Source organism: Nocardioides sp. NPDC051685 (genome assembly GCF_044453405.1).
Classification (GTDB): domain Bacteria; phylum Actinomycetota; class Actinomycetes; order Propionibacteriales; family Nocardioidaceae; genus Nocardioides.
Genome location: NZ_JBITCR010000004.1, coordinates 1 through 19,165, shown reverse-complemented (window position 1 = coordinate 19,165; position 19,165 = coordinate 1). Strand labels below are relative to the sequence as shown.

General features: G+C 71.0%; 17 protein-coding genes. 8 read left to right on the top strand and 9 right to left on the bottom strand.

Translation table 11 applies throughout. From position 1 onward, the window contains the following. Positions 1-57: 57 nt before the first annotated feature. The gene (locus ACIA03_RS12950; RefSeq protein WP_396982954.1) at positions 58-264 is read right to left on the bottom strand and encodes a heavy-metal-associated domain-containing protein; all 207 of its coding nucleotides are present in this window, start codon (positions 262-264) and stop codon (positions 58-60) included. 44 nt (positions 265-308) lie between these two features. After that, positions 309-1,199 carry a hypothetical protein gene (locus tag ACIA03_RS12945; protein WP_396982952.1) on the bottom strand — a complete coding sequence of 297 codons (891 nt, stop codon included), beginning with the start codon at positions 1,197-1,199 and terminating at the stop codon, positions 309-311. Positions 1,200-1,352: 153 nt separating this feature from the next. Here ACIA03_RS12945 and ACIA03_RS12940 point away from each other — a divergent pair, with 153 nt between their 5' ends. Genes ACIA03_RS12940 through ACIA03_RS12930 form a run of 3 tightly spaced genes read left to right on the top strand, consistent with a single transcriptional unit; the run spans position 1,353 to position 6,212 of the window. Then, positions 1,353-4,430: an AfsR/SARP family transcriptional regulator gene (locus tag ACIA03_RS12940; RefSeq protein WP_396982950.1), complete on the top strand. Its 3,078-nt coding sequence runs from the start codon at positions 1,353-1,355 to the stop codon at positions 4,428-4,430. 57 nt (positions 4,431-4,487) lie between these two features. Continuing rightward, positions 4,488-5,930, top strand: coding sequence for an MFS transporter (locus ACIA03_RS12935; RefSeq protein ID WP_396982948.1), 1,443 nt, complete (start codon positions 4,488-4,490; stop codon positions 5,928-5,930). A 60-nt stretch (positions 5,931-5,990) separates the two neighbouring features. Further along, positions 5,991-6,212 (top strand): heavy-metal-associated domain-containing protein, encoded by a 222-nt coding sequence (locus ACIA03_RS12930; protein ID WP_396982946.1) that lies wholly within the window; start codon positions 5,991-5,993, stop codon positions 6,210-6,212. Between the two features lie 31 nt (positions 6,213-6,243). On the opposite strand, the gene ACIA03_RS12925 is transcribed toward ACIA03_RS12930, so the two are convergent. The 7 genes from ACIA03_RS12925 to ACIA03_RS12895 all read right to left on the bottom strand — a co-directional run bounded on the left by ACIA03_RS12925 (position 6,244) and on the right by ACIA03_RS12895 (position 12,678). Continuing rightward, positions 6,244-6,855: an MBL fold metallo-hydrolase gene (locus tag ACIA03_RS12925; protein ID WP_396982944.1), complete on the bottom strand. Its 612-nt coding sequence runs from the start codon at positions 6,853-6,855 to the stop codon at positions 6,244-6,246. Continuing rightward, on the bottom strand, positions 6,852-7,964 hold the full coding sequence (locus ACIA03_RS12920) for an S-(hydroxymethyl)mycothiol dehydrogenase (protein ID WP_396982942.1): 1,113 nt from the start codon (positions 7,962-7,964) through the stop codon (positions 6,852-6,854). The genes ACIA03_RS12925 and ACIA03_RS12920 overlap by 4 nt, the downstream gene beginning before the upstream one ends. Before the next feature lie 430 nt (positions 7,965-8,394). Then, positions 8,395-8,517 carry a hypothetical protein gene (locus ACIA03_RS12915; RefSeq protein ID WP_396982940.1) on the bottom strand — a complete coding sequence of 41 codons (123 nt, stop codon included), beginning with the start codon at positions 8,515-8,517 and terminating at the stop codon, positions 8,395-8,397. 23 nt (positions 8,518-8,540) lie between these two features. Continuing rightward, a complete protein-coding gene (locus ACIA03_RS12910; protein WP_396982938.1) occupies positions 8,541-8,813 on the bottom strand; it encodes a hypothetical protein in 273 nt (90 codons plus the stop codon). Position 8,814: 1 nt separating this feature from the next. Next, positions 8,815-10,770, bottom strand: a complete 1,956-nt coding sequence (gene acs / locus ACIA03_RS12905; RefSeq protein WP_396982936.1) for an acetate--CoA ligase — start codon at positions 10,768-10,770, stop codon at positions 8,815-8,817. Next, positions 10,733-11,155 (bottom strand): DUF779 domain-containing protein, encoded by a 423-nt coding sequence (locus ACIA03_RS12900; RefSeq protein WP_396982934.1) that lies wholly within the window; start codon positions 11,153-11,155, stop codon positions 10,733-10,735. The genes acs and ACIA03_RS12900 overlap by 38 nt, the downstream gene beginning before the upstream one ends. Continuing rightward, positions 11,155-12,678, bottom strand: coding sequence for an aldehyde dehydrogenase family protein (locus ACIA03_RS12895; protein ID WP_350717440.1), 1,524 nt, complete (start codon positions 12,676-12,678; stop codon positions 11,155-11,157). The genes ACIA03_RS12900 and ACIA03_RS12895 overlap by 1 nt, the downstream gene beginning before the upstream one ends. A gap of 146 nt (positions 12,679-12,824) precedes the next feature. Here ACIA03_RS12895 and ACIA03_RS12890 point away from each other — a divergent pair, with 146 nt between their 5' ends. From ACIA03_RS12890 to ACIA03_RS12870, 5 genes are all read left to right on the top strand, one after another. Next, complete coding sequence (locus ACIA03_RS12890) at positions 12,825-14,036, top strand: GAF domain-containing protein (RefSeq protein ID WP_396982931.1); 1,212 nt, start codon at positions 12,825-12,827, stop codon at positions 14,034-14,036. A gap of 1 nt (position 14,037) precedes the next feature. Next, positions 14,038-15,282 (top strand): iron-containing alcohol dehydrogenase, encoded by a 1,245-nt coding sequence (locus ACIA03_RS12885; RefSeq protein ID WP_396982929.1) that lies wholly within the window; start codon positions 14,038-14,040, stop codon positions 15,280-15,282. Next, positions 15,279-16,646: a sensor histidine kinase gene (locus tag ACIA03_RS12880; RefSeq protein ID WP_396982927.1), complete on the top strand. Its 1,368-nt coding sequence runs from the start codon at positions 15,279-15,281 to the stop codon at positions 16,644-16,646. Before ACIA03_RS12885 ends, ACIA03_RS12880 begins: the two co-directional genes overlap by 4 nt. Before the next feature lie 19 nt (positions 16,647-16,665). Next, complete coding sequence (locus ACIA03_RS12875) at positions 16,666-17,349, top strand: response regulator (RefSeq protein WP_396982924.1); 684 nt, start codon at positions 16,666-16,668, stop codon at positions 17,347-17,349. 639 nt (positions 17,350-17,988) lie between these two features. Continuing rightward, the coding region (locus ACIA03_RS12870) for a DUF222 domain-containing protein (RefSeq protein ID WP_396982922.1) at positions 17,989-19,165 on the top strand (1,177 nt) is incomplete at its 3' end.

Here is a 19,165-nt window from a genome sequence, read left to right as displayed (position 1 = left end):
GTGGATCGGCGTACGCGTCGGCTCCCCGGCTCACGGGAGGGGGAGCCGACGCGGGTCTCAGCCGGCCAGCTGGTAGCCGGCCTCCTCGACCGCGCGCTGAACCTGCGCGGGGTCGAGCTCGTTCTCGGAGGTGACGGTCACCCGGCCGGTGGCCAGGTCGACGTCGACGGAGGAGACGCCCGCGATCTGGGTGACCTCCTCGGTGACGGAGCTGACGCAGTGGCCGCAGGTCATCCCGGAAACGGTGTAGGTGGTGCTGCACATGGTGCTTTCCTCTCTCTGTGGTGGACCCTGCTCAGGCAGGGGGGTCAGTGGGCCTCGGCGGTGAAGGCAGCGGTCCGGACCTCGCCGGCGTGCTGGAAGTCGAGGAACAGTCGGTACGTCCCGGCCGAGGGCACCTCGGCGGAGAAGGTGATCTCCGGGCCGGGGTCGGTGCGCCCGTCGCCGGGCGCCCCTTCGGGGTGGACGTGGAGGTAGGCCAGGTCGCCGTCGCGGAGCGCGACCAGGTGGCCGTACGCCTCGAGGTAGGGCTCCAGGTCGGTGACCGGCTCGCCGTCGCGGTTCACGGTGAGGGTGAGACGCGAGGTCTTCCCGGCGACCAGATGCCCGTCCAGGTCCACCTGGTAGGGGCTGATCGCGCTGGTGGTGGCGGCCGGCGGCAGCGGCTGCGGCTCGTAGGGGCCGCCGACGAAGAGGTCCTGCCCGAGGGTCAGGCCCTCGTCCTCGGCTGCCGGCTGGAAGTCGGCGAAGACGCGGTAGGTCCCGGCGTCGGCAAGGTCGGCGTCTACCGACCAGGTTCCGTCGGCGGCCATCACCGGGTGCACGTGCTGGAAGGTGGCCAGGTCGCGGCGTACGACGATCAGGTGGAGCTTCTTGCCGTGCGCGGTCTCGAACCGGGTCACCGGCTGGTCGTCGGCACCGAGGATCCGGAACCGCAGCGTGGCGTCGGTCGTGCGCTGGTAGCGGTCCTCGACGAGGTCGAGGGTGTAGCCGGCCTCGCTGACGTTGAGCCCGGTGGCCGCGGGCGCCTTCGCGGCGCCGTGTCCGGCGTGACCGCCGTGGCTGCTCTTCTCAGCCGCGTGCTCGGGGTGACGCTCCGGCTCGCCGAGCGGGCCGACGGAGGCGCCCACGGCGGAACCCAGGCCGCCGAGGGCAACGACGGCTCCGGCGAACGCACCGACCTTGGCAATGGCGTTCATGTGATCTCTCCTGGCTCAGAACTCGATGAGTTGACGTGCCAGAGGTTGCTCGGGGGATCTGTCTGCGTACTGTCCCGGCGTTGTCGTGGCCCGGACAGGAATCCGGACAGATATCCGTTCGGCGCCTGAGCGGGGGCTGACTACGATCTCGACGTGCTGCCGACCTCGCGTGACATCCGCTTCGGGCTGCTCGGCCCCTTCGAGGCGACGGTCGACGGCGAGGTCGTCAAGGTCCCCGGCTCGGCGGAGCGGGCGCTGCTCGCGGTGCTGCTCCTGGCGCGCGGCCGGATCGTGCCGGCCTCGGCGCTCATCGACCGGCTGTGGGCCGACTCGTCGCTGCCGGCCGATCCGTTGAACGCGCTCCAACTCCGGGTCTCCAAGCTGCGCCGCGTGTTCAAGACCGTCGGACTCGACCTGGTCCAGCGCGACGGCGGCGGCTACCGGGCGGCCATCGACCCCACCACCATCGACGCCGAGGCCTTCGAGCGACGCATCCGCGAGGTCCGCGCATCGGTCGCCGGCGCCGGGAGCCCGACCGGGGAGGATCTCCGCACCTACGACCGGGCGCTCGGACTCTGGCGTGGCGAGGCGCTCGCCGACTTCGCCACCGAGCCATGGGCGGTGCCCGAGTCCGTGCGGCTGGAGGACCTGCGCAGGACGGCGTACGCCGAGCGTGCTCAGATCGCCCTCTCGCTGGGCCGGCATGCGGAGGTCGTCACCGATCTCGAGCCGCTGCTGCGTACCGACCCGACCCATGAGGCCATGGCCGGTCTGCTGATGGTCGCGCTCTACCGCGCCGGCAGGCAGGCGGACGCGCTCGAGGTCTTCACCCGCACCCGCACGACCCTGGACGCCGACCTCGGCCTCGAACCGTCGACCTCCCTGCGCTCGCTCCATGAGCGGGTGCTCCGGCAGGACCCGTCTCTCGGCTCCTCCGGCGAGGTCACGCTGTCCACCCCGGCGACCGCTCCCCACCGCGCCCGGCCCGGAGCGCAGCTCGCCAACCTCCCAACCGACCTGACCCCGCTCGTCGGGCGCGACGAGCTGCTCACGTCGCTGAGCGAGCGCGTCGGCACGTCCAGGCTGACCACCCTCGTCGGCCCCGGCGGCTCCGGGAAGACCGCCCTGGGCCTGCACGCCGCCCAGCGGCTCGCGACGAGGTTCCCTGACGGCACCTTCCTCGTCCGGCTCGCCGCGATCCGGAGCCGCGAGCACATCGTTCCCGCTGTCGCCACGGCCGTGGCGATGCCGCAGGACGGCTCGGCGACCGACCTCCAGGAACGGCTGGCCGACTTCCTCGCGGACAAGCACCTGCTCCTGGTCATCGACAACTGCGAGCACCTCGTCGATCCCGTCGCGACCCTGGTCGAGCAGCTGCTGACCCGCTGCCCGCAGCTCACGGTCATCGCCACCAGCCGCGAGCCCCTCGCCCTGCCGAGCGAGGTGCAGACCCTCGTCGGACCGCTCCCGACACCGCTCGAGGACGACGACGCCGAGGCGATCGCGGCGACCCCCTCCGTCCAACTGCTCGTCCGCCGCATCGCGACCGTCCTGCCCGGGATCGAGACCGACCCCGATGCGTACGCAGCACTCGGCCGTATCGCCCGCGCACTCGACGGCATGCCGCTGGCCCTGGAGCTGGCCGCGGCCCGTGCGGCCTCGCTGTCCCCGAGCGACCTCGCCGACCGGCTCGACCAGCGGTTCACCCTCCTCACCTCAGGACCACGGACGGCGGAGGACCGTCAGCGCACCCTCCGCGCGACCGTGGACTGGAGCTACGACCTGCTCGACGACCTCGAGAAGCGCGTCTTCGAAGGCCTCGCCGTGTTCCACGGCGGGTGGACCCTGACCGCCGCCGAGCAGGTCCTCGCCGACGACGAGACCGACCCGAGCCAGGTCATCCACGCCGTGGGTCGCCTGGTCGAGCAGTCCCTGATCGTCGCCGAACGCGGCCCGGTCACCCGCTACCGGATGCTCGAGACGCTGCGCGAGTACGCCGCCGAACGGCTGTCCCGGACCGGCCGGAACGACGCCCTGGCCACCCGGCACGCGCACCACTTCACCCAGGTCGCGGAGCGGTCGGCCCAGGCGCTGCGCGGTCAGGGCGACCCCCGCGCACGGAACCTCCTGGTCGACGAGCAGGCCAACGTACGCTCGGCCATCGCCTGGCTGGAGGGCCCGGCCGGCGACATCGACGCGGCCCTGCGGCTGGCCGGTCATCTCGGCCTCTTCTGGCACCAGGGCCGCCACCTCGAGGGCCGCCGGATCCTGCGCCGCCTCCTGGGGACCGAGCGTGGGACGGCCACGGCGCGGGCCGCTGCCCTGCAGGCGGTGTCGCTGGTCGAGCGCCCCCGCGCCTGCGTCGTCCATCCGCACCCGCGCTGCGCGGAGGCGGCCCGGGAGAGCCTGGCGATCTTCAGCAGCGACGGTGACGCCGACCGGGCCGCCGTCTCGCAGGTGCTGCTCGCGGTCGAGGGGGTCAACGGCCAGGATCCGGAGGCGGCAGCGCTCCTGGATGCCGCCGAGAGGTCCTTCCGCGACCGCGGCGACCGCTGGGGGGTCGCCGTCGCCGGCTTCGTCAGGCTCGAGACCGCCCTCAAGGCCAGGGACGAGCCGGCGGCGATGCGCCTCGGGCGGGCCACCGCAGCCGAGTTCCGCCACCTCGACGACCCCTGGGGTCACAGTGCGGTCCTCTACCACCTCGGCTACGGCCTGCGGCAGTTCGGACGCCTGCGGGAGTCGGCCCGCACGCTCGAGCAGGCGATCGACGTCGCCACCTCCGCCGGCATCCACAACACCGTCCAGTGGGCCCTGGCCGACCTCGGCATCACCCACCTGGGTCTGTCGGACCACGAGTCGGCCGAGGACGCCTTCCGCCGCGCGGAGCTGGCGTCGCGTCACGTCGGCGACCGCGCCGGGTCGGTCCTGGCGGCGTACGGACGTGGGCGGCTCGCCGAGCATAGGGAGGACTGGACGAGCGCCATCGACCTGCTGGCGACGGCGATCCAGGGCTTCGAGACGCTGCAGACGCCCGCGATGACGGCGAAGGCGACCCTCGCCCTGGCCCGGTGCCACGAAACCCTCGGCGAGAAGGAGGCGGCCGTGGAGCGCTACGCCGAGGCCCGCACCCTCGGCCTCGCCACCGGCGAGCTCGCCCTCACGGATCAGGCCGACGAGGCGCTGTCCCGGCTGAACGGGACGGACGGCGCCCGGACAGACCAGGGACAGTGACACCGGACAGGTTCTCCTCACGCGGTCGGAAGGCCGCCCTGACGAAAAGAGAGAACCATGTCTTCCACAGCATCCCCGGCGGCGGGTGCCAACAGCCGCCGCTGGCTCGCCCTCGGCCTCATCGCCGCCGCCCAGTTCATGGTCATCATGGACACCTCCATCATCGGCGTCGCCCTCCCCGAGATCCAGCGTGATCTCGGCTTCGCCCCGCAGGACCTCAGCTGGGTGTTCAACGCCTACGTGGTCGCCTTCGGCGGCCTCCTCCTGCTGGGCGGCCGGCTCTCCGACCTGCTCGGCGCCCGCCGGATCTTCGCCCTCGGTTGGCTGGTCCTCGGCCTAGGCTCGCTGGTCGCCGGACTGGCCGACGGTGTCGCCGTCGAGATCGCCGGCCGCGCTGTCCAGGGCGCCGGGTCCGCACTCATCGCACCCTCGGCGCTGACGCTCCTGTTCATGACCTTCGGGGCGAACCCGAAGGAGCTCACCAAGGCGCTCGCGCTCTACGGCGCGGCCGCCCCGGCCGGTGGCACGGCCGGCGTATTCCTCGGTGGCGTGCTCACCGAGTACCTCTCCTGGCCCTGGGTCTTCTTCATCAACCTGCCGATCGCCATCGCGGTCCTCGCCCTGACGCCCGGCACGATGCCGGCCGGCACCGCACAGCGCGGCCGGATCGACCTGCTCGGCGCGCTGACCGTCACCCTGGGTCTTGCCGCGGTCGTGTTCGCGGTCGTACGCGTCCCCGAGGAGGGCTGGGGATCGCCGAGCACGCTCCTGGCCGGTGGCCTCGGCATCGCCCTGCTCGTCGCCTTCGTGGCGCTGCAGGCCGGCTCGGCGGCGCCGCTCGTGCGCCTGGGCATCTTCCGGGCGCCGAACCTGGCCGCCGCGAACATCGCCCAGCTCCTGCTCGGCGCCGCCTGGATCCCGATGTTCTTCTTCATCAACCTCTACCTGCAGCAGGTGCTCGGACTCGGCGCCTTCGCGTCCGGCGCCGCCCTGCTGCCGATGACCGTGACGATCATGCTCGGCATGGTCGCCGTCGCCCCGCGGCTGACCGCCGCGTTCGGCCCGAAGGCGATGACCGTCGGTGGCCTGGTCGTCCTCGGGGCCGGCCTGGTCTGGCTCTCCCGGGTCGACGCCGACGGCAGCTTCGCGGTCGACGTGCTGCCGGCGACGCTGGTTACCGCGGCGGGCATGGCGCTGGCGTTCATCCCGTCGCTGAGCACGGCGCTCGGCGCCGCCGCTCCCGAGGAGGGCGGTCTGGCCGCCGGGATCGTCAACACCAGCTACCAGGTCGGCTCCGCGCTCGGGCTGGCGTCGATGACCGTCGTCGCCGCCGCGTACGGCTCGGACCAGGTCGGTGACCTGGCCGCCATGACCGACGGCTTCTCGGCCGGGTTCCTCGGCGCTGCCGGGATCGCGCTCGCCGGTGCCGTCGTCACCGGGATCGGCTGGAAGTCGGCCCGCACCGAGACCGCGGCCGAGTCGGTACCCGCCGGCCGCTAGCCGCCCGCCCCGTCGTGGCCCCGGATCCGTCCGGGGCCACGACCGCACCAGGAGACCGCCATGCAGACCATCCAGCTGTACGTCGAGGGCATGCGTTGTCCTCGATGCGTCCGTGAGGCCACGGCTCGGCTCCGGGACCTCCCCGGGGTCGCCACCCTCACCGCCGACCGCGGGACCGGACAGATCACCGTCACCGGGGACGTCTCCGCCACCGATCTGCTCGAGGCAATGGCAGGCAGCAGCTTCACGGCCGAGGTCGTTCCGCGGCGATCGAGGCCATGAGCGCATCGACCGCCCCGGGCGACCGCCTCGTTCAGGCCAGCGCCGCCTCCTCGGCCGCGATCGTGGTGTCGTCGCCATGGCCGGTGTGGACGACCGTGTCACCGGGGAGCGCGAACAGCTTGGCCTTGATCGACGTCTCGATCGTGGGCCGGTCGCTGAACGAGCGCCCGGTCGCGCCGGGGCCGCCTTGGAAGAGGGTGTCGCCGGTGAACACGCAGCCCAGATCGGCCGACCACAGGCAGACCGCGCCGGGGGCGTGGCCCGGCGTGTGCAGGACCGTCAGCGTCGTGTCGCCGATCTCGATCACCTGCCCGTCGGACAGGTCCGCGTCCCAGAGCTCGTCGGTGTGGGTGAGCTCCCACAACGGCCTGTCGTCGGGATGGAGCAGGATTGGCGCTCGGACGGCCTCACGCAACGCCGGTGCGACGCGTACGTGGTCGTCGTGGGCGTGTGTGCACACGATCGCCTTCACCCGGCGGTCACCGACCACCGCGAGGATGTCCTCGACCGAATGAGGCGCGTCGATGACCAGGCACTCCTGGTCGTCACCGACGACCCACAGGTTGTTGTCGACCTGGTGGGTCTCGCCGTCGAGGCTGAACGTGCCGCTCGTGACCGCATGGTCGACACGTACGTCGGTCACAGGATCACCACCGAACGCAGCACGCTCTGCCCCTCAGGGGCGTGGTGCATCTTCTCGAAGGCGGCCTCGATGTCGCCGATGCCGATCTCCTCGGTGACGAAGGCGTCGAGGTCGAGACGGCCCTGCTGGTAGAGGTCGACGAGCATGGGGAAGTCGCGGCTGGGGAGACAGTCGCCGTACCAGCTGGACTTGAGCGCGCCGCCGCGGCCGAAGACGTCGATCAGCGGGATGTCGGGGACCTTCATGTCCGGGGTGGGTACGCCGACGAGCACCACGGTGCCGGCCAGGTCGCGAGCGTAGAAGGCCTGCTTCCAGGTCTCCGGGCGACCGACCGCCTCGACGACGATGTCGGCTCCCTCGGCGCCCGGGTAGGTCTCGGCGGCGATCCGGCGGATCTCCTCGACCGCGTCGGTCGCCGACGAGTCGACGGTGTGGGTCGCGCCGAGCCGCTTGGCCTGTTCGAGCTTCTTCGGGTCGATGTCGACGGCGATGATCGGGCTCGAGCCGGCCAGCGCCGCTCCGGCGATCGCGGCCACGCCGACGCCGCCGCAGCCGATGACCGCCACCGACTTGCCGCGGGTCGCGCCGCCCGTGTTGATCGCGGCACCGATGCCGGCCATGACACCGCAGCCCAGCAGTCCGACGGCAGCGGGCCGGGCGCCCGGGTCGACCTTCGTGCACTGTCCGGCCGCGACCAGCGTCTTCTCCGCGAACGCGCCGATGCCCAGCGCCGGGGACAGCTCGGTGCCGTCCTCGAGGGTCATCTTCTGGGTCGCGTTGAAGGTGGCGAAGCAGTACTGCGGCTCACCTCGGTTGCACGCCCGGCAGCTGCCGCAGACCGCGCGCCAGTTGAGCACCACGAAGTCGCCGGGCGCCACGGCGGTGACGTCGGGACCGACCGCCTCGACCACACCGGCTGCCTCGTGGCCCAGCAGGAACGGGAACTCGTCGTTGATCCCACCCTCGCGGTAGTGCAGGTCGGTATGACACACCCCGCACGACTGGATCTGGACCACCGCCTCACCCGGTCCGGGATCGGGCACGTTGATCGTCACCAGCTCCACCGGGGCTTTCTCGGCGCGGGCGATGACGGCCTTGACCTGCTGCATATCTCTCCTCTCGAGGCACCGGAGGCGTCCGGTCGCTCGCGCTCTATCCTGGGGGTCTCTGATATATCTAAGCAAGGTCAGATCTCGCCGACCGGGTTTCCCCGGTGACCGACAAGCCGGCGTATCGCCTCGACGTCCCTCGCAGCGAACCGCTCCTGTGGATCAGCGACGCCGTGTGCTGGTGCTACCAGCGCGGAGGCCGTTGGATCGACGCGGCTCGGCCGCTGATCGTTGAGGTCCGCCACCTCGTGGTCTGACCCACCGAGTTAGCGGAAATCCAACGGCCACAGAAATGGCGCGAGCCCGGCTCATCCACCGTCCGGAAGACTGCCGGGCTTACTTCGCGGGCCTACAAGGCCGTTGCGATCACTCCTTTACAGGCTCAGTCTGCAAAGGAGTAGGGCCCGAATCGTACGCGCCTTCGTCACCTTCAGCGCAGCAGCTCTGCCAGCACTTGCAGCCAGCGTGGCCCCGGCAGCACACCCTCGCGCGTGTGCAGCCCGAGCTCGTGGAACGCCTCGGGGCATCGGCAGGCGTGGGTCACGGTCTTCATCGATCGTCCGCCTCCTCGCGGGGTCACTTGGTGCTCAGGATTCCCGACACCGTACGGGTCGGGCGGGCCGCGGCGGAGCAGTCGGCGCACCACCGGCGGATGTCCTCGGACCGAAGCTGCCAGAAGGCGTGCCACCCCTGGGTCGCCGCACCGCAGATGGTCGTGGACGTGCCGATCCGCTTGAGGTGCGCCTCGCCCCACGGAGCCTCCGCCCCGGCAGGCTGGCGGTGGCGGGCGACGATGACCCAGCTCTGCCCGATCGTCCTGGGATCGACGCCGGTGGCGGGCACAGTCATCTCAGCCCTCCGCGATCTGGGCCATGACGCTCGGGTCGCTGAGCGTGGTGGTGTCGCCGACGTCTCGGCCCTCGGCGACATCGCGCAGGAGGCGGCGCATGATCTTCCCGGACCGCGTCTTGGGCAGCTCCGGGACGATCGTGATCTGCCGCGGCTTGGCGATGGCCCCGATCTCTCGGGCCACATGGTTGCGCAGTTCCTGGATCAGCGCCTCGCCGGTGTTGCCGTCCCCGGAGCGCAGGATCACGTAGGCGACGACCGCCTGGCCGGTGGTCTCGTCGGTGGCGCCGACGACGGCTGATTCGGCGACCCGCGGGTGCGAGACCAGGGCGGACTCGATCTCGCTCGTGGAGAGCCGGTGGCCCGACACGTTCATCACGTCGTCGACTCGGCCCAGGATCCAGATGTCGCCGTCCTCGTCCTTCTTGGCACCGTCACCGGCGAAGTAGTAGCCGAGGTCCGCGAAGCGGGTCCAGTACGTCTCGACGAAGCGGTCCTCGTCCTGCCACAACGTGCGCAGCATGGCCGGCCACGGCTTGGTGAGCACCAGGTAGCCGCGCGCCCCGTTCGGCACCGAGCGACCCTCCTCGTCGACCACGTCGGCACCGATGCCGGGCAGCGGCCGCATCGCCGAGCCGGGCTTGCCGGCGGTGACACCGGGGAGGGGGCTGATCATCATCTGACCGGTCTCGGTCTGCCACCAGGTGTCGACGACGGGGCAGCGGTCGCCGCCGATGACGTTGCGGTACCAGACGTACGCCTCGGGGTTGATCGGCTCACCGACCGACCCGAGGAGTCGCAGCGAGCTGAGGTCGTAGGTGTCCGGGATCTCGCGTCCCCACTTCATGAACGTCCGGATCGCCGTCGGGGCGGTGTAGAAGAGGGTCACGCCGTACTGCTCGATGATCTCCCACCAGCGACCCCGGTGCGGGCTGTCCGGGGTGCCCTCGTAGAGCACCTGGGTCACGCCGTTGGCGAGCGGGCCGTAGACGATGTAGCTGTGTCCGGTGACCCAGCCGATGTCGGCGGTGCACCAGTAGACGTCGGTGTCCGGCTTGAGGTCGAAGACGGCATGGTGGGTGTAGGCCGCGCCCGTCAGGTAGCCGCCGGTGGTGTGCAGGATGCCCTTGGGCTTCCCGGTCGTGCCCGAGGAGTACATGACGTACAGCGGGTGCTCGGAGTCGAACGCCTCCGGCGTGTGCTCCGGGGAGGCGCTGCCGACGACGTCGTGCCACCACAGGTCGGTGGCGTCGTCGAAGGGCACGTACTCCCCGGTGCGGCGCACGACGAGGACGTGCTCGACCGGGCTCTGGCTGCCCAGCCGCGCGACGGCGGCGTCGACGGCCGGCTTCAGCGGCGACGGAGCCCCGCGACGGTAGCCGCCGTCGGAGGTGATGACCAGCTTGGCCCGGCAGTCCTCGATCCTCGAGGCGAGGGCCTCGGCCGAGAACCCGCCGAAGACCACGGTGTGGGTGGCCCCGATGCGGGCACAGGCCAGCATCGCGACGATGGCCTCGGGGATCATCGGCAGGTAGATCGCGACCAGGTCGCCGCTGCCCACACCGAGACCGGTCAGCGCGTTGGCGGCCCGGGACACCTCGTCCTTGAGCTCGGCGTAGGTGATGTCCCGGGTGTCACCGGGCTCACCGACGAAATGGAAGGCCACCTTGTCGCCGCGACCGGCCTCGACGTGACGGTCGACGCAGTTGTACGCCGCGTTGAGCTTCCCGTCCACGAACCACCGCGCGCTGGGAGCCTCGGACCAGTCCAGCACCTGGGTGAACGGCTCGGCCCAGGACAGCCGCTCGGCCTGCTCGGCCCAGAAGCCGTCGGCGTCGGACTCGGCCCGGGCGTACGCCTCGGCGGTGACGTTGGCGGCGGCGGCCAGGTCGGCCGGCGGGTCGAAGCGGATCGGGTGGTCAGTGCTGAGCAGTTTCTCGATCAGTTTCTCGGTCAAGGCGCTGTGCCTCCTCGTCTGTGAACAGTCGCGACCGGATCAGGAACCGCACGCCCTCGGGCGCCTCCAAGGAGAACCCGGCGCCGCGTCCGGGGACGACGTCGATGGTGATGTGGGTGTGCGACCAGTACTCGAACTGCGAGCGCGACATCCAGACGGGCACCTGGGGGTCGAGCCCGATGTCCAGGTCGCCCAGGTGGATGTCGGCGTCACCGAGCATGAAATCGCCGCTCGGGTAGCACATCGGGGCGGAGCCGTCACAGCATCCACCGGACTGGTGGAACATGACCGGCCCGTGGATACCGACGAGACGGCGGAGCAGGTCCGCCGCCTCGTCGGTCACGGCGACCCGCGCCGGAAGGGAGGAGGCGTGGGTCGCGCTCATCAGAAGAACCCGAGTGCGTCGGGGCTGTAGCTGACGAGCAGGTTCTTGGTCTGCTGGTAGTGGTCCAGCATCATCTTGTGGGTCTCACGACCGATGCCGGACTGCTTGTAGCCACCGAAGGCCGCGTGGGCCGGGTAGGCGTGGTAGCAGTTCGTCCAGACCCGGCCGGCCTTGATCTCCTTGCCGGCACGGAAGGCCTGCGACCCGTCGCGCGACCAGACGCCGGCACCGAGGCCGTACAGGGTGTCGTTGGCGACCTTGAGCGCGTCGGCCTCGTCGTCGAAGCCGGTCAGCGAGACGACCGGACCGAAGATCTCCTCCTGGAAGATCCGCATCGAGTTGTCGCCCTCGAAGACGGTCGGCTGCACGTAGTAACCCTCGGCGAGGTCGCCCTCGAGAATGGTCCGCTCGCCACCGGTGAGGACCTTGGCGCCCTCGTCCTTGCCGATCTCGATGTAGGAGAGGATCTTCTCGAGCTGGTCGTTGCTGGCCTGGGCGCCGATCATCGTGGTGTCGTCGAGCGGGTTGCCCTGCTTGATCTTCTCGACCCGGGCGATCGCGTCGCCGACGAAGTCGGAGTAGATCGAGCGCTGGACGAGCGCACGCGACGGGCAGGTGCAGACCTCGCCCTGGTTGAGGGCGAACATCGTGAAGCCCTCGAGCGCCTTGTCGTAGAAGGCGTCCTTCTCCGCGGCGACGGAGTCGAAGAAGATGTTCGGGCTCTTGCCGCCGAGCTCCAGGGTCACCGGGATGATGTTCTGGCTGGCGTACTGCATGATCAGCCGGCCGGTGGTGGTCTCGCCGGTGAAGGCGACCTTGGCGACGCGGGGCGAGGAGGCGAGCGGCTTGCCGGCCTCGACACCGAAGCCGTTGACGACGTTGAGCACGCCGGCGGGCAGCAGGTCGCCGACGAGCTCGACCAGCTTGAGGATCGACCAGGGCGTCTGCTCGGCCGGCTTCAGGACCACGCAGTTGCCCGCGGCGAGCGCCGGGGCGAGCTTCCAGACGGCCATCAGGATCGGGAAGTTCCACGGGATGATCTGGCCGACGACGCCCAGCGGCTCGTGGAAGTGGTACGCCACGGTGTTCTCGTCGATCTCGCCGATGGTGCCCTCCTGGGCACGGAGCACACCGGCGAAGTAGCGGAAGTGGTCGATGGCGAGCGGGATGTCGGCGGCCAGCGTCTCGCGGACCGGCTTGCCGTTCTCCCAGGTCTCGGCGACGGCGATCGCGGTGAGGTTCTCCTCCATCACGTCGGCGATCTTGAGCAGGATGTTGGCCCGCTCCGTCGTCGAGGTCTTCCCCCACGACGGAGCGGCAGCATGGGCGGCGTCCAGGGCGGCCTCGATGTCCTCGGCCGTGCCCCGGGCGATCTCGGTGAACGGCTTGCCGTTCACCGGCGAGATGTTCTCGAAGTAGGCACCCTTGACCGGGTCGACCCAGGCGCCGCCGATGTAGTGGCCGTAGCGACCTTGGACGGTGACCAGCGAGTCGGGCTGGCCGGGAGCTGTGTATACGGTCATCGGGAATTCTCCTCAGGCAAAGTCAGGCATTGGGGCGTGATCGTGGTCACAGACGCTAGGAACGCCGAGGTTGCAGCCACGTTGCGCAACCGGTGCAACGTGAATGCAACCTTCAAATGTGACTCTCGTCACCAGAGGAGGTCCGGATGAGCGATACGAAGCAGAGCGCCTCGATGCGCGCAGCCGTGGCGGACTCGTGGCACCGGTCCGCCGCCGCCGGGGTGACCGCGGACGACACGTGCGCGCCGATCACCCTCGCGGAGGACCAGCTGCGGGACGTACGTGCTGCCCATCCGCTGGCGCGCGTGTTCCCGCTGCTCGACGACGTGCTCGGCCAGGCGGCGCGGGACTGCGACGCGATCATGGCCGTCTCCGACGAGGCCGGCCAGCTGCTCTGGGTGTGCGGTGCTCCGGCCGCGCTCCGGCGGGCCGAGCAGATCGGCTTCGTCGAGGGGAGCAACTGGGACGAGCGGCTCGCCGGCACGAACGCACCCGGCCTCGCGCTCCGGCTCGACCGGCCGACCAGCGTCATCGCCGCAGAGCACTTCCGGCGCGCGGTGCAGCAGTGGAGCTGCGCCGCCACCCCGATCCACGACCCGGGCGACTCACGCCTGCTCGGCGTCCTCGACATCACCGGAGGGGACTCCATCGTGGTGCCCCAGACGATGGCGATGGTGCGCGCCGCGGCCAGGCTCGCGGAGTCGGAGCTCGCGCGCGAGCAGCTGCTGCCGAGGCAGCCCGAGACCCGGCCGGGCTGGGCACGCATCGCCGTGGAGACGCTGGGCCGCCAGGACCTGCTGCTCTCGATCGACGACGGCCGTGGCCATCGCGCACAGCTGCGGCTCTCACCCCGCCACAGCGAGATCTTCCTGCTCCTCGCCAGCACTCCGCGCGGGCTCTCCGGCGACGAGCTCGCGGTCCTGCTGTACGAGGACGACGGCGGCTCCTCGACGCTCCGCGCCGAGCTGAACCGGCTGCGCAACCTGCTGGGCGAGGAGTTCCTCGCCTCACGGCCCTACCGGCTCACCACCGAGGTCACCGGCGACTGGCTCGGGGTGGAGGCGCGGCTGGCGGTGGGCGACGTCGCCGGTGCGCTCCGCTGCTATCGCGGTCCGATCCTGCCGCGCTCGGTGGCGCCCGGCGTCGTCCGGCTGCGCGAGACGCTGGCGCAGCAGCTGCGGGCGGCGGTGCTGCAGTCGGGTCAGCCCGACCTGGTCTCGACCTGGACCCGGTCGGCGTGGGGCGCCGACGACTACGAGATGTGGCTTCGCCTCCAGGACCTGCTGCCGCCCGGCTCCCCGCTGATGGCGCTCGCGGACGGTCAGATCGCCCGGCTGGACCGCGAGGTCGGTCTCTGAGATGAGCGCCGGAGCCGGAGCCACGACAGCAGTCATCGCACGCACCAGGGAGACCTCTCCCCGGCACGAGCCCGTCCCGCCGACCGCCGCCCCGCTCGACCAGGTGGTGAAGTTCCAGGCGCCCGAGGTGGTCTTCGGACCCGACTCGCTCGCGGAGGCCGGCTACGCCGCCGCCCGGCTCGGCGCCCGGCGACCGTTCGTCGTCACCGATCCCGGCATCGTCGAGGCCGGCTGGGTCGACGAGCTGCTCCGGCTGCTGCGAGCCGAGGGCCTCGCCCCGGTGCTGTGGACCGATGTCACCCCGAACCCCAAGGACCACGAGGTACGCCGCGCCCACGAGCGCTACGTCGAGGCCGAGGCCGACGTCATCGTGGCCATCGGCGGCGGCTCCTGCATGGATGCCGCGAAGGGCGTCGCCGTGCTCTCCGGCAACGGCGGCGACATCCTCGACTACGCCGGGATCGACCAGATCGCCCGGCCGATCCCGCCGATGCTGATGATCCCGAGCACCTCCGGGACCGGTGCGGACGTCTCGCAGTTCTGCATCGTCACCGACACCGATCGCCGGGTGAAGCTCACGATCATGGGCCGGGCGCTGGTCCCGGACGTCTCCATCACCGACCCACGGCTGCTGACCACGATGCCGGAGGCGCTCAACGCCGCGACCGGCCTGGACGCGCTGACCCACGGCATCGAGTCGTACGTGTCGCTGGCGCACAACCCGCTGGCCGACGGGCACGCGATGACCTCGGTCGCCCTCGTCTGCCGGCACCTGCGCTCGACCATCACCGACCCGGGCGCGATGGAGCACCGCACGATGATGGCGCAGGCGAGCCTGCAGGCGGGCCTGGCCTTCACCAACGCGATCCTGGGCGCGACCCACGCGATGAGCCATCAGGTCGGCGGGCTGCTCGACGCCCCGCACGGTGTGGTGAACGGGGTCCTGCTCCCGCACGTGATCCGCTACAACGCACGCTCGGTCCCCGAGCGGTTCGTCGGCCTCGCCCGTGCCGCCGGGCTGCCGGTCGACGGCGTCCCCGGAGACGTCGCGGCCGAGATGCTCGCCGACCACGTGCGGCGCCTCGCCGACGACGTCGGCGTGCCTCGGGGCCTGCGTGATCTCGGGGTGACCGACACCGATCTCGACACGATGTCGGAGTCCACCCTCGACGACGCCTGCCTGACGACGAACCCGCGACCGGCGAGCCGCGCCGAGATCCACGCGCTCTTCCGGACTGCGCTATGAGCGCCCCCGATCTGGCAGCACTGACCGGCGTACGTTCGGGCAAGCGGTCCTACTACCGCGCGTTCCTGCGCTCCGACGAGCGGATGCAGCAGGCCGTACGCGCCATGGACTCGATCTCGCGGGCGCTGGTGCGCACGGTGGAGGGTCCGCGGGCGCTCCTGGAGGAGGTGGCCCGCGCGGCCGCGGTGCACCTCGCCGCGGAGTGGACGATCCTGGCGCTGGCCGACGGCCACCTGACGGGGGCGCGGCCGAGGTTCATCGTCGTCGACCACGACGGCCGGGTGGTCGGCGACGAGGAGGAGCTCCCCGGCGTCGTACGTCGCGAGCTCGGTGCGATCCGGGCCGGCCATGCCACCGGGGCGCCCGGGCCGGCGCGCTGGGTGCGGGTGCCGATGACGCTGGAGAGCGTCATGATCGGCAGCCTGGTCGGGCTCCACGGCCTCGCCGACGACCCGGAGCCCGGGGACCTGTCGGTGCTGCGGATCCTGGCCAACGAGGCCGCGGTGGCGCTGCACACCTCCGAGCAGTACCAGGCCGGGCTCGCCCAGCATCGGCGTGCCCAGCGGCTCTACGACGAGGTCGGCGCCCGGGAGCGGGACCTCGAGCAGCGGACCCGCGAGCTGCGGGAGGCCGAGGAGCGGCTGCTGGTGGCACGACAGCGTGAGCTGGTCGACCACGAGCGCCACCGCATCGCGCGCGAGCTCCACGACAGCGTGACCCAGTTCGTGCTCTCGGCCGGGATGTCGGTCGAGGTCGCGCGCGGCGAGACGGAGGAGCTGGGACCCGCGGGGGCGCGGATCACCGAGCTCCTCGCCACCGCGAAGCAGCTCACCCAGGACGCCGTCGAGCAGCTGCGCCGGGCGATCTACGCCCTGCACCAGCCGCATCGCGACACGGTCTCCTCGCTGCCCGAGCTGCTGCACGAGGTCGCCGAGCACCACCGCCCGCACCTGGACGTCTCGGTGCGGGTCGAGGGCGAGGTCTGCCCGATGCCCGCGGAGGCCAAGCACGACATCGCCCGCGCGGTCGGCGAGGCGCTCTTCAACGTGGCGATCCACGCCGAGGCGTCTCAGGCGGTGCTCCGCCTCCGCTACCGCAAGCACGAGCTCTACGTCGGCGTCGCCGACGACGGCCGCGGCGACCCCGGCCTGCTCGCCCGGAAGCTGCGGCTCGAGCGCGGCGCCTCGATCGACGGCAGGCACCGGGGCCTGGCCAACATCGAGACCCGGATCAGCGAGCTCGGCGGCACGGTCGCGTTCCGGCGCTCCCACCTCGGTGGGGTCCGGGTCGAGCTCCGGGTGCCGCTGCCGGTCGTGGACCGCGGCCGGGGAACGATCTGCGGGCTCATCGAGGACCCGCAGTAACCGCTTCGAGGAGGAACCCATGACCACGCTCAGCCCACCCCAGGCGGTCCCGGACCGGATGACGGCCGGCATCGACGTACTGCTGGTCGATGATCACGCGATCGTGCGGCAGGGGCTGCGGTCGATCCTCGAGCGCGAGCCCGGCCTCCGGGTGGTCGCGGAGGCGGCGACGGCGGCCGAGGCGCTCGCCCGGGTCAACAGCGCCCGCCCGGACATCGTGCTGCTCGACCTGAAGCTCTCCTCGTCCTCGGACGCCGAGGGCCTCGAGCTCTGCGCCGCGCTGACCCAGCGCCACCCGGAGGCCCTGATCCTCGTGCTGACCACGTTCCTGGACGAGCAGCTGGTGATGCAGGCGATCCGCGCCGGCGCCCGTGGCTATGTCGTCAAGGACGTCGACACCACCGGGCTGGTCCGGGCGATCCGGGACGTCGCGAGCGGCGGCAGCGCCTTCGACGCCCGCTCCGCGGCCGCGATGATCCGTGGCGTGAACATGCCGGTGACCAGCGACGACTCCGAGCTCACCACGCGCGAGCTCGAGGTCCTGGAGCTGCTCGCGCACGGGCTCTCGAACCGCGCCATCGGCCACCGGCTCTACATCTCCGACACCACCGCGAAGTTCCACGTGGGCAACATCCTGCGGAAGCTGGGCGTCAGCCGCCGGGCCGAGGCTGTGTACGAGGCGTCCAAGATGGGCCTCCTCTGATCCGGCTGGCGTTCATGGCCCAGGCGTCACCCGCGTCGGCCGAAGCATCACCGACTTGCTGCCGAAACATCGCTGGGGCTGCCGTACGCGGTAGGAGCACACGTCGCACGACAATTGCCGTCAACCGCGCGTGGGCGGGTGTCGCGGGGCGCTCGGGTCCCCGGGGTCCGGTTCGCTGGCCGCGGGCGGGTGGGGATGCTGGATGTGTGTCCGCTTGGTCTCGGGAGGGCTTCCAGCGCGGGTGGGGCCGATACGTTGTCCGGGTTGGGAATTTAGAACCAGGGTGTCTGGGTAGGGTGCCATTTACCCGTCTTGTGCGCCTTCCAGCAGCGGTCCGGGTTTTCGTTGGGATACCTGTCCGTGACCGGGTTTTCGGTCCGATTTCATTTTCTTCGGTTGGTTACTTGTGGTAGGCTCGGCACAGGCGTAAACGTGAAGGCCGACCACCTCGAAAGAGGCGTACCCTATCCGCTCGAGACACAACGAGTCGGGGGTATTCCAGGGGAACCAGGGGCGTGAACGCTGAGCTGCGAGGGTAAGTAATAGCCCGTATCTGGCGGGCCTCCGAGACCAGCGAACCAAGAACACACCTGCGTGGGCGGGTGTGGAGAGTTCGTACGTCGGGAGGTGACCGGTTCGATGACCATGCTGCAACAACCCCAACACCCCGTGCTCGGGGCGGTGGTCGCGGTCACCGCCTCGCTCGAGGCTGTTGCGGAGGCGAACCCGGTGTTCATGGCCGCCGATCAGAAGGCCGCCGCGCTGCTCGAGATCGCCACGGCCAAAGCCCAGCTCGCCGAGCTCGAACTCCGGGTCATCGCCACCGCCGAGGATGTCGCCGCCGATACCGCGGCACGGGATGTCGCAGCCTGGTTGCATCACCACACCCACCAGCGCCCCGAAACCCTGCGCGCCGACCTGCGACTCGCGCAGGCGTTGGACCGGACCTACGGCCTGGTCGCCGCGGCGATGCGGCGCGGCGACTGCAACCTCGCCCAGGCCCACGTCATCGTCCACGCCCTCGACGACCTGCCGGCCGGCCTCGACCCTGAGATCCGGGTCAAGGCCGAAGAGACCCTCATCGCCTACGCGACCCGGTTCGACCCCACCCAGCTCCGCCGCCTCGGGCGCCGGATCCTCGATGTCATCGCCCCACAGATCGCCGAAGCCGAAGAAGCCCGACGTCTCGCCGCCGAGGAAGCCCACGCTCGCAAGAAGACCCGACTGAGCATGCGGCGCCTCGGGGATGGCACCACCCGCATTTCCGCCGTGGTCCCGGACGCGGCCGCGGACCGGCTCGCCACCACCCTGGAAGCGTTCGCCTCACCCAGGCGCGATGACGGCACCCGCACCGACACCGGTGAGTTCTTGCCCTACGACCGCCGCCTCGGCCGCGCGTTCTGCCAGATGCTCGAGACCCTCGACCCCGCCCGGCTGCCCATCCACGGCGGCGATGCCACCACCGTGATCGTGACCATCGACCTCGATCAGCTCCGCAAGGACGCCGGCATCGCCCAGATCCTCGGCGGCACCCCGATCACCGCGGCCGAAGCCCGCCGCCTGGCCTGCACCGCGAACATCCTTCCCGCGGTCCTCGGTGGGGATTCCGAGGTCCTCGACCTGGGCCGCAGCCAACGGCTCTTCACCGCCGCCCAACGCCGAGCGCTGCTCCTGAGGTCAGCGACCTGTGAGGCCGAGGGGTGCGACATCCCTGGGACCTGGTGGCTGTCGCGATTTGAAAATCGCCGAGTCGGGTCCGTGATGGTTGGCGTGTGCTGCGAAATACTTCGGTATGGCTCGCACTTATCGTCCGGTG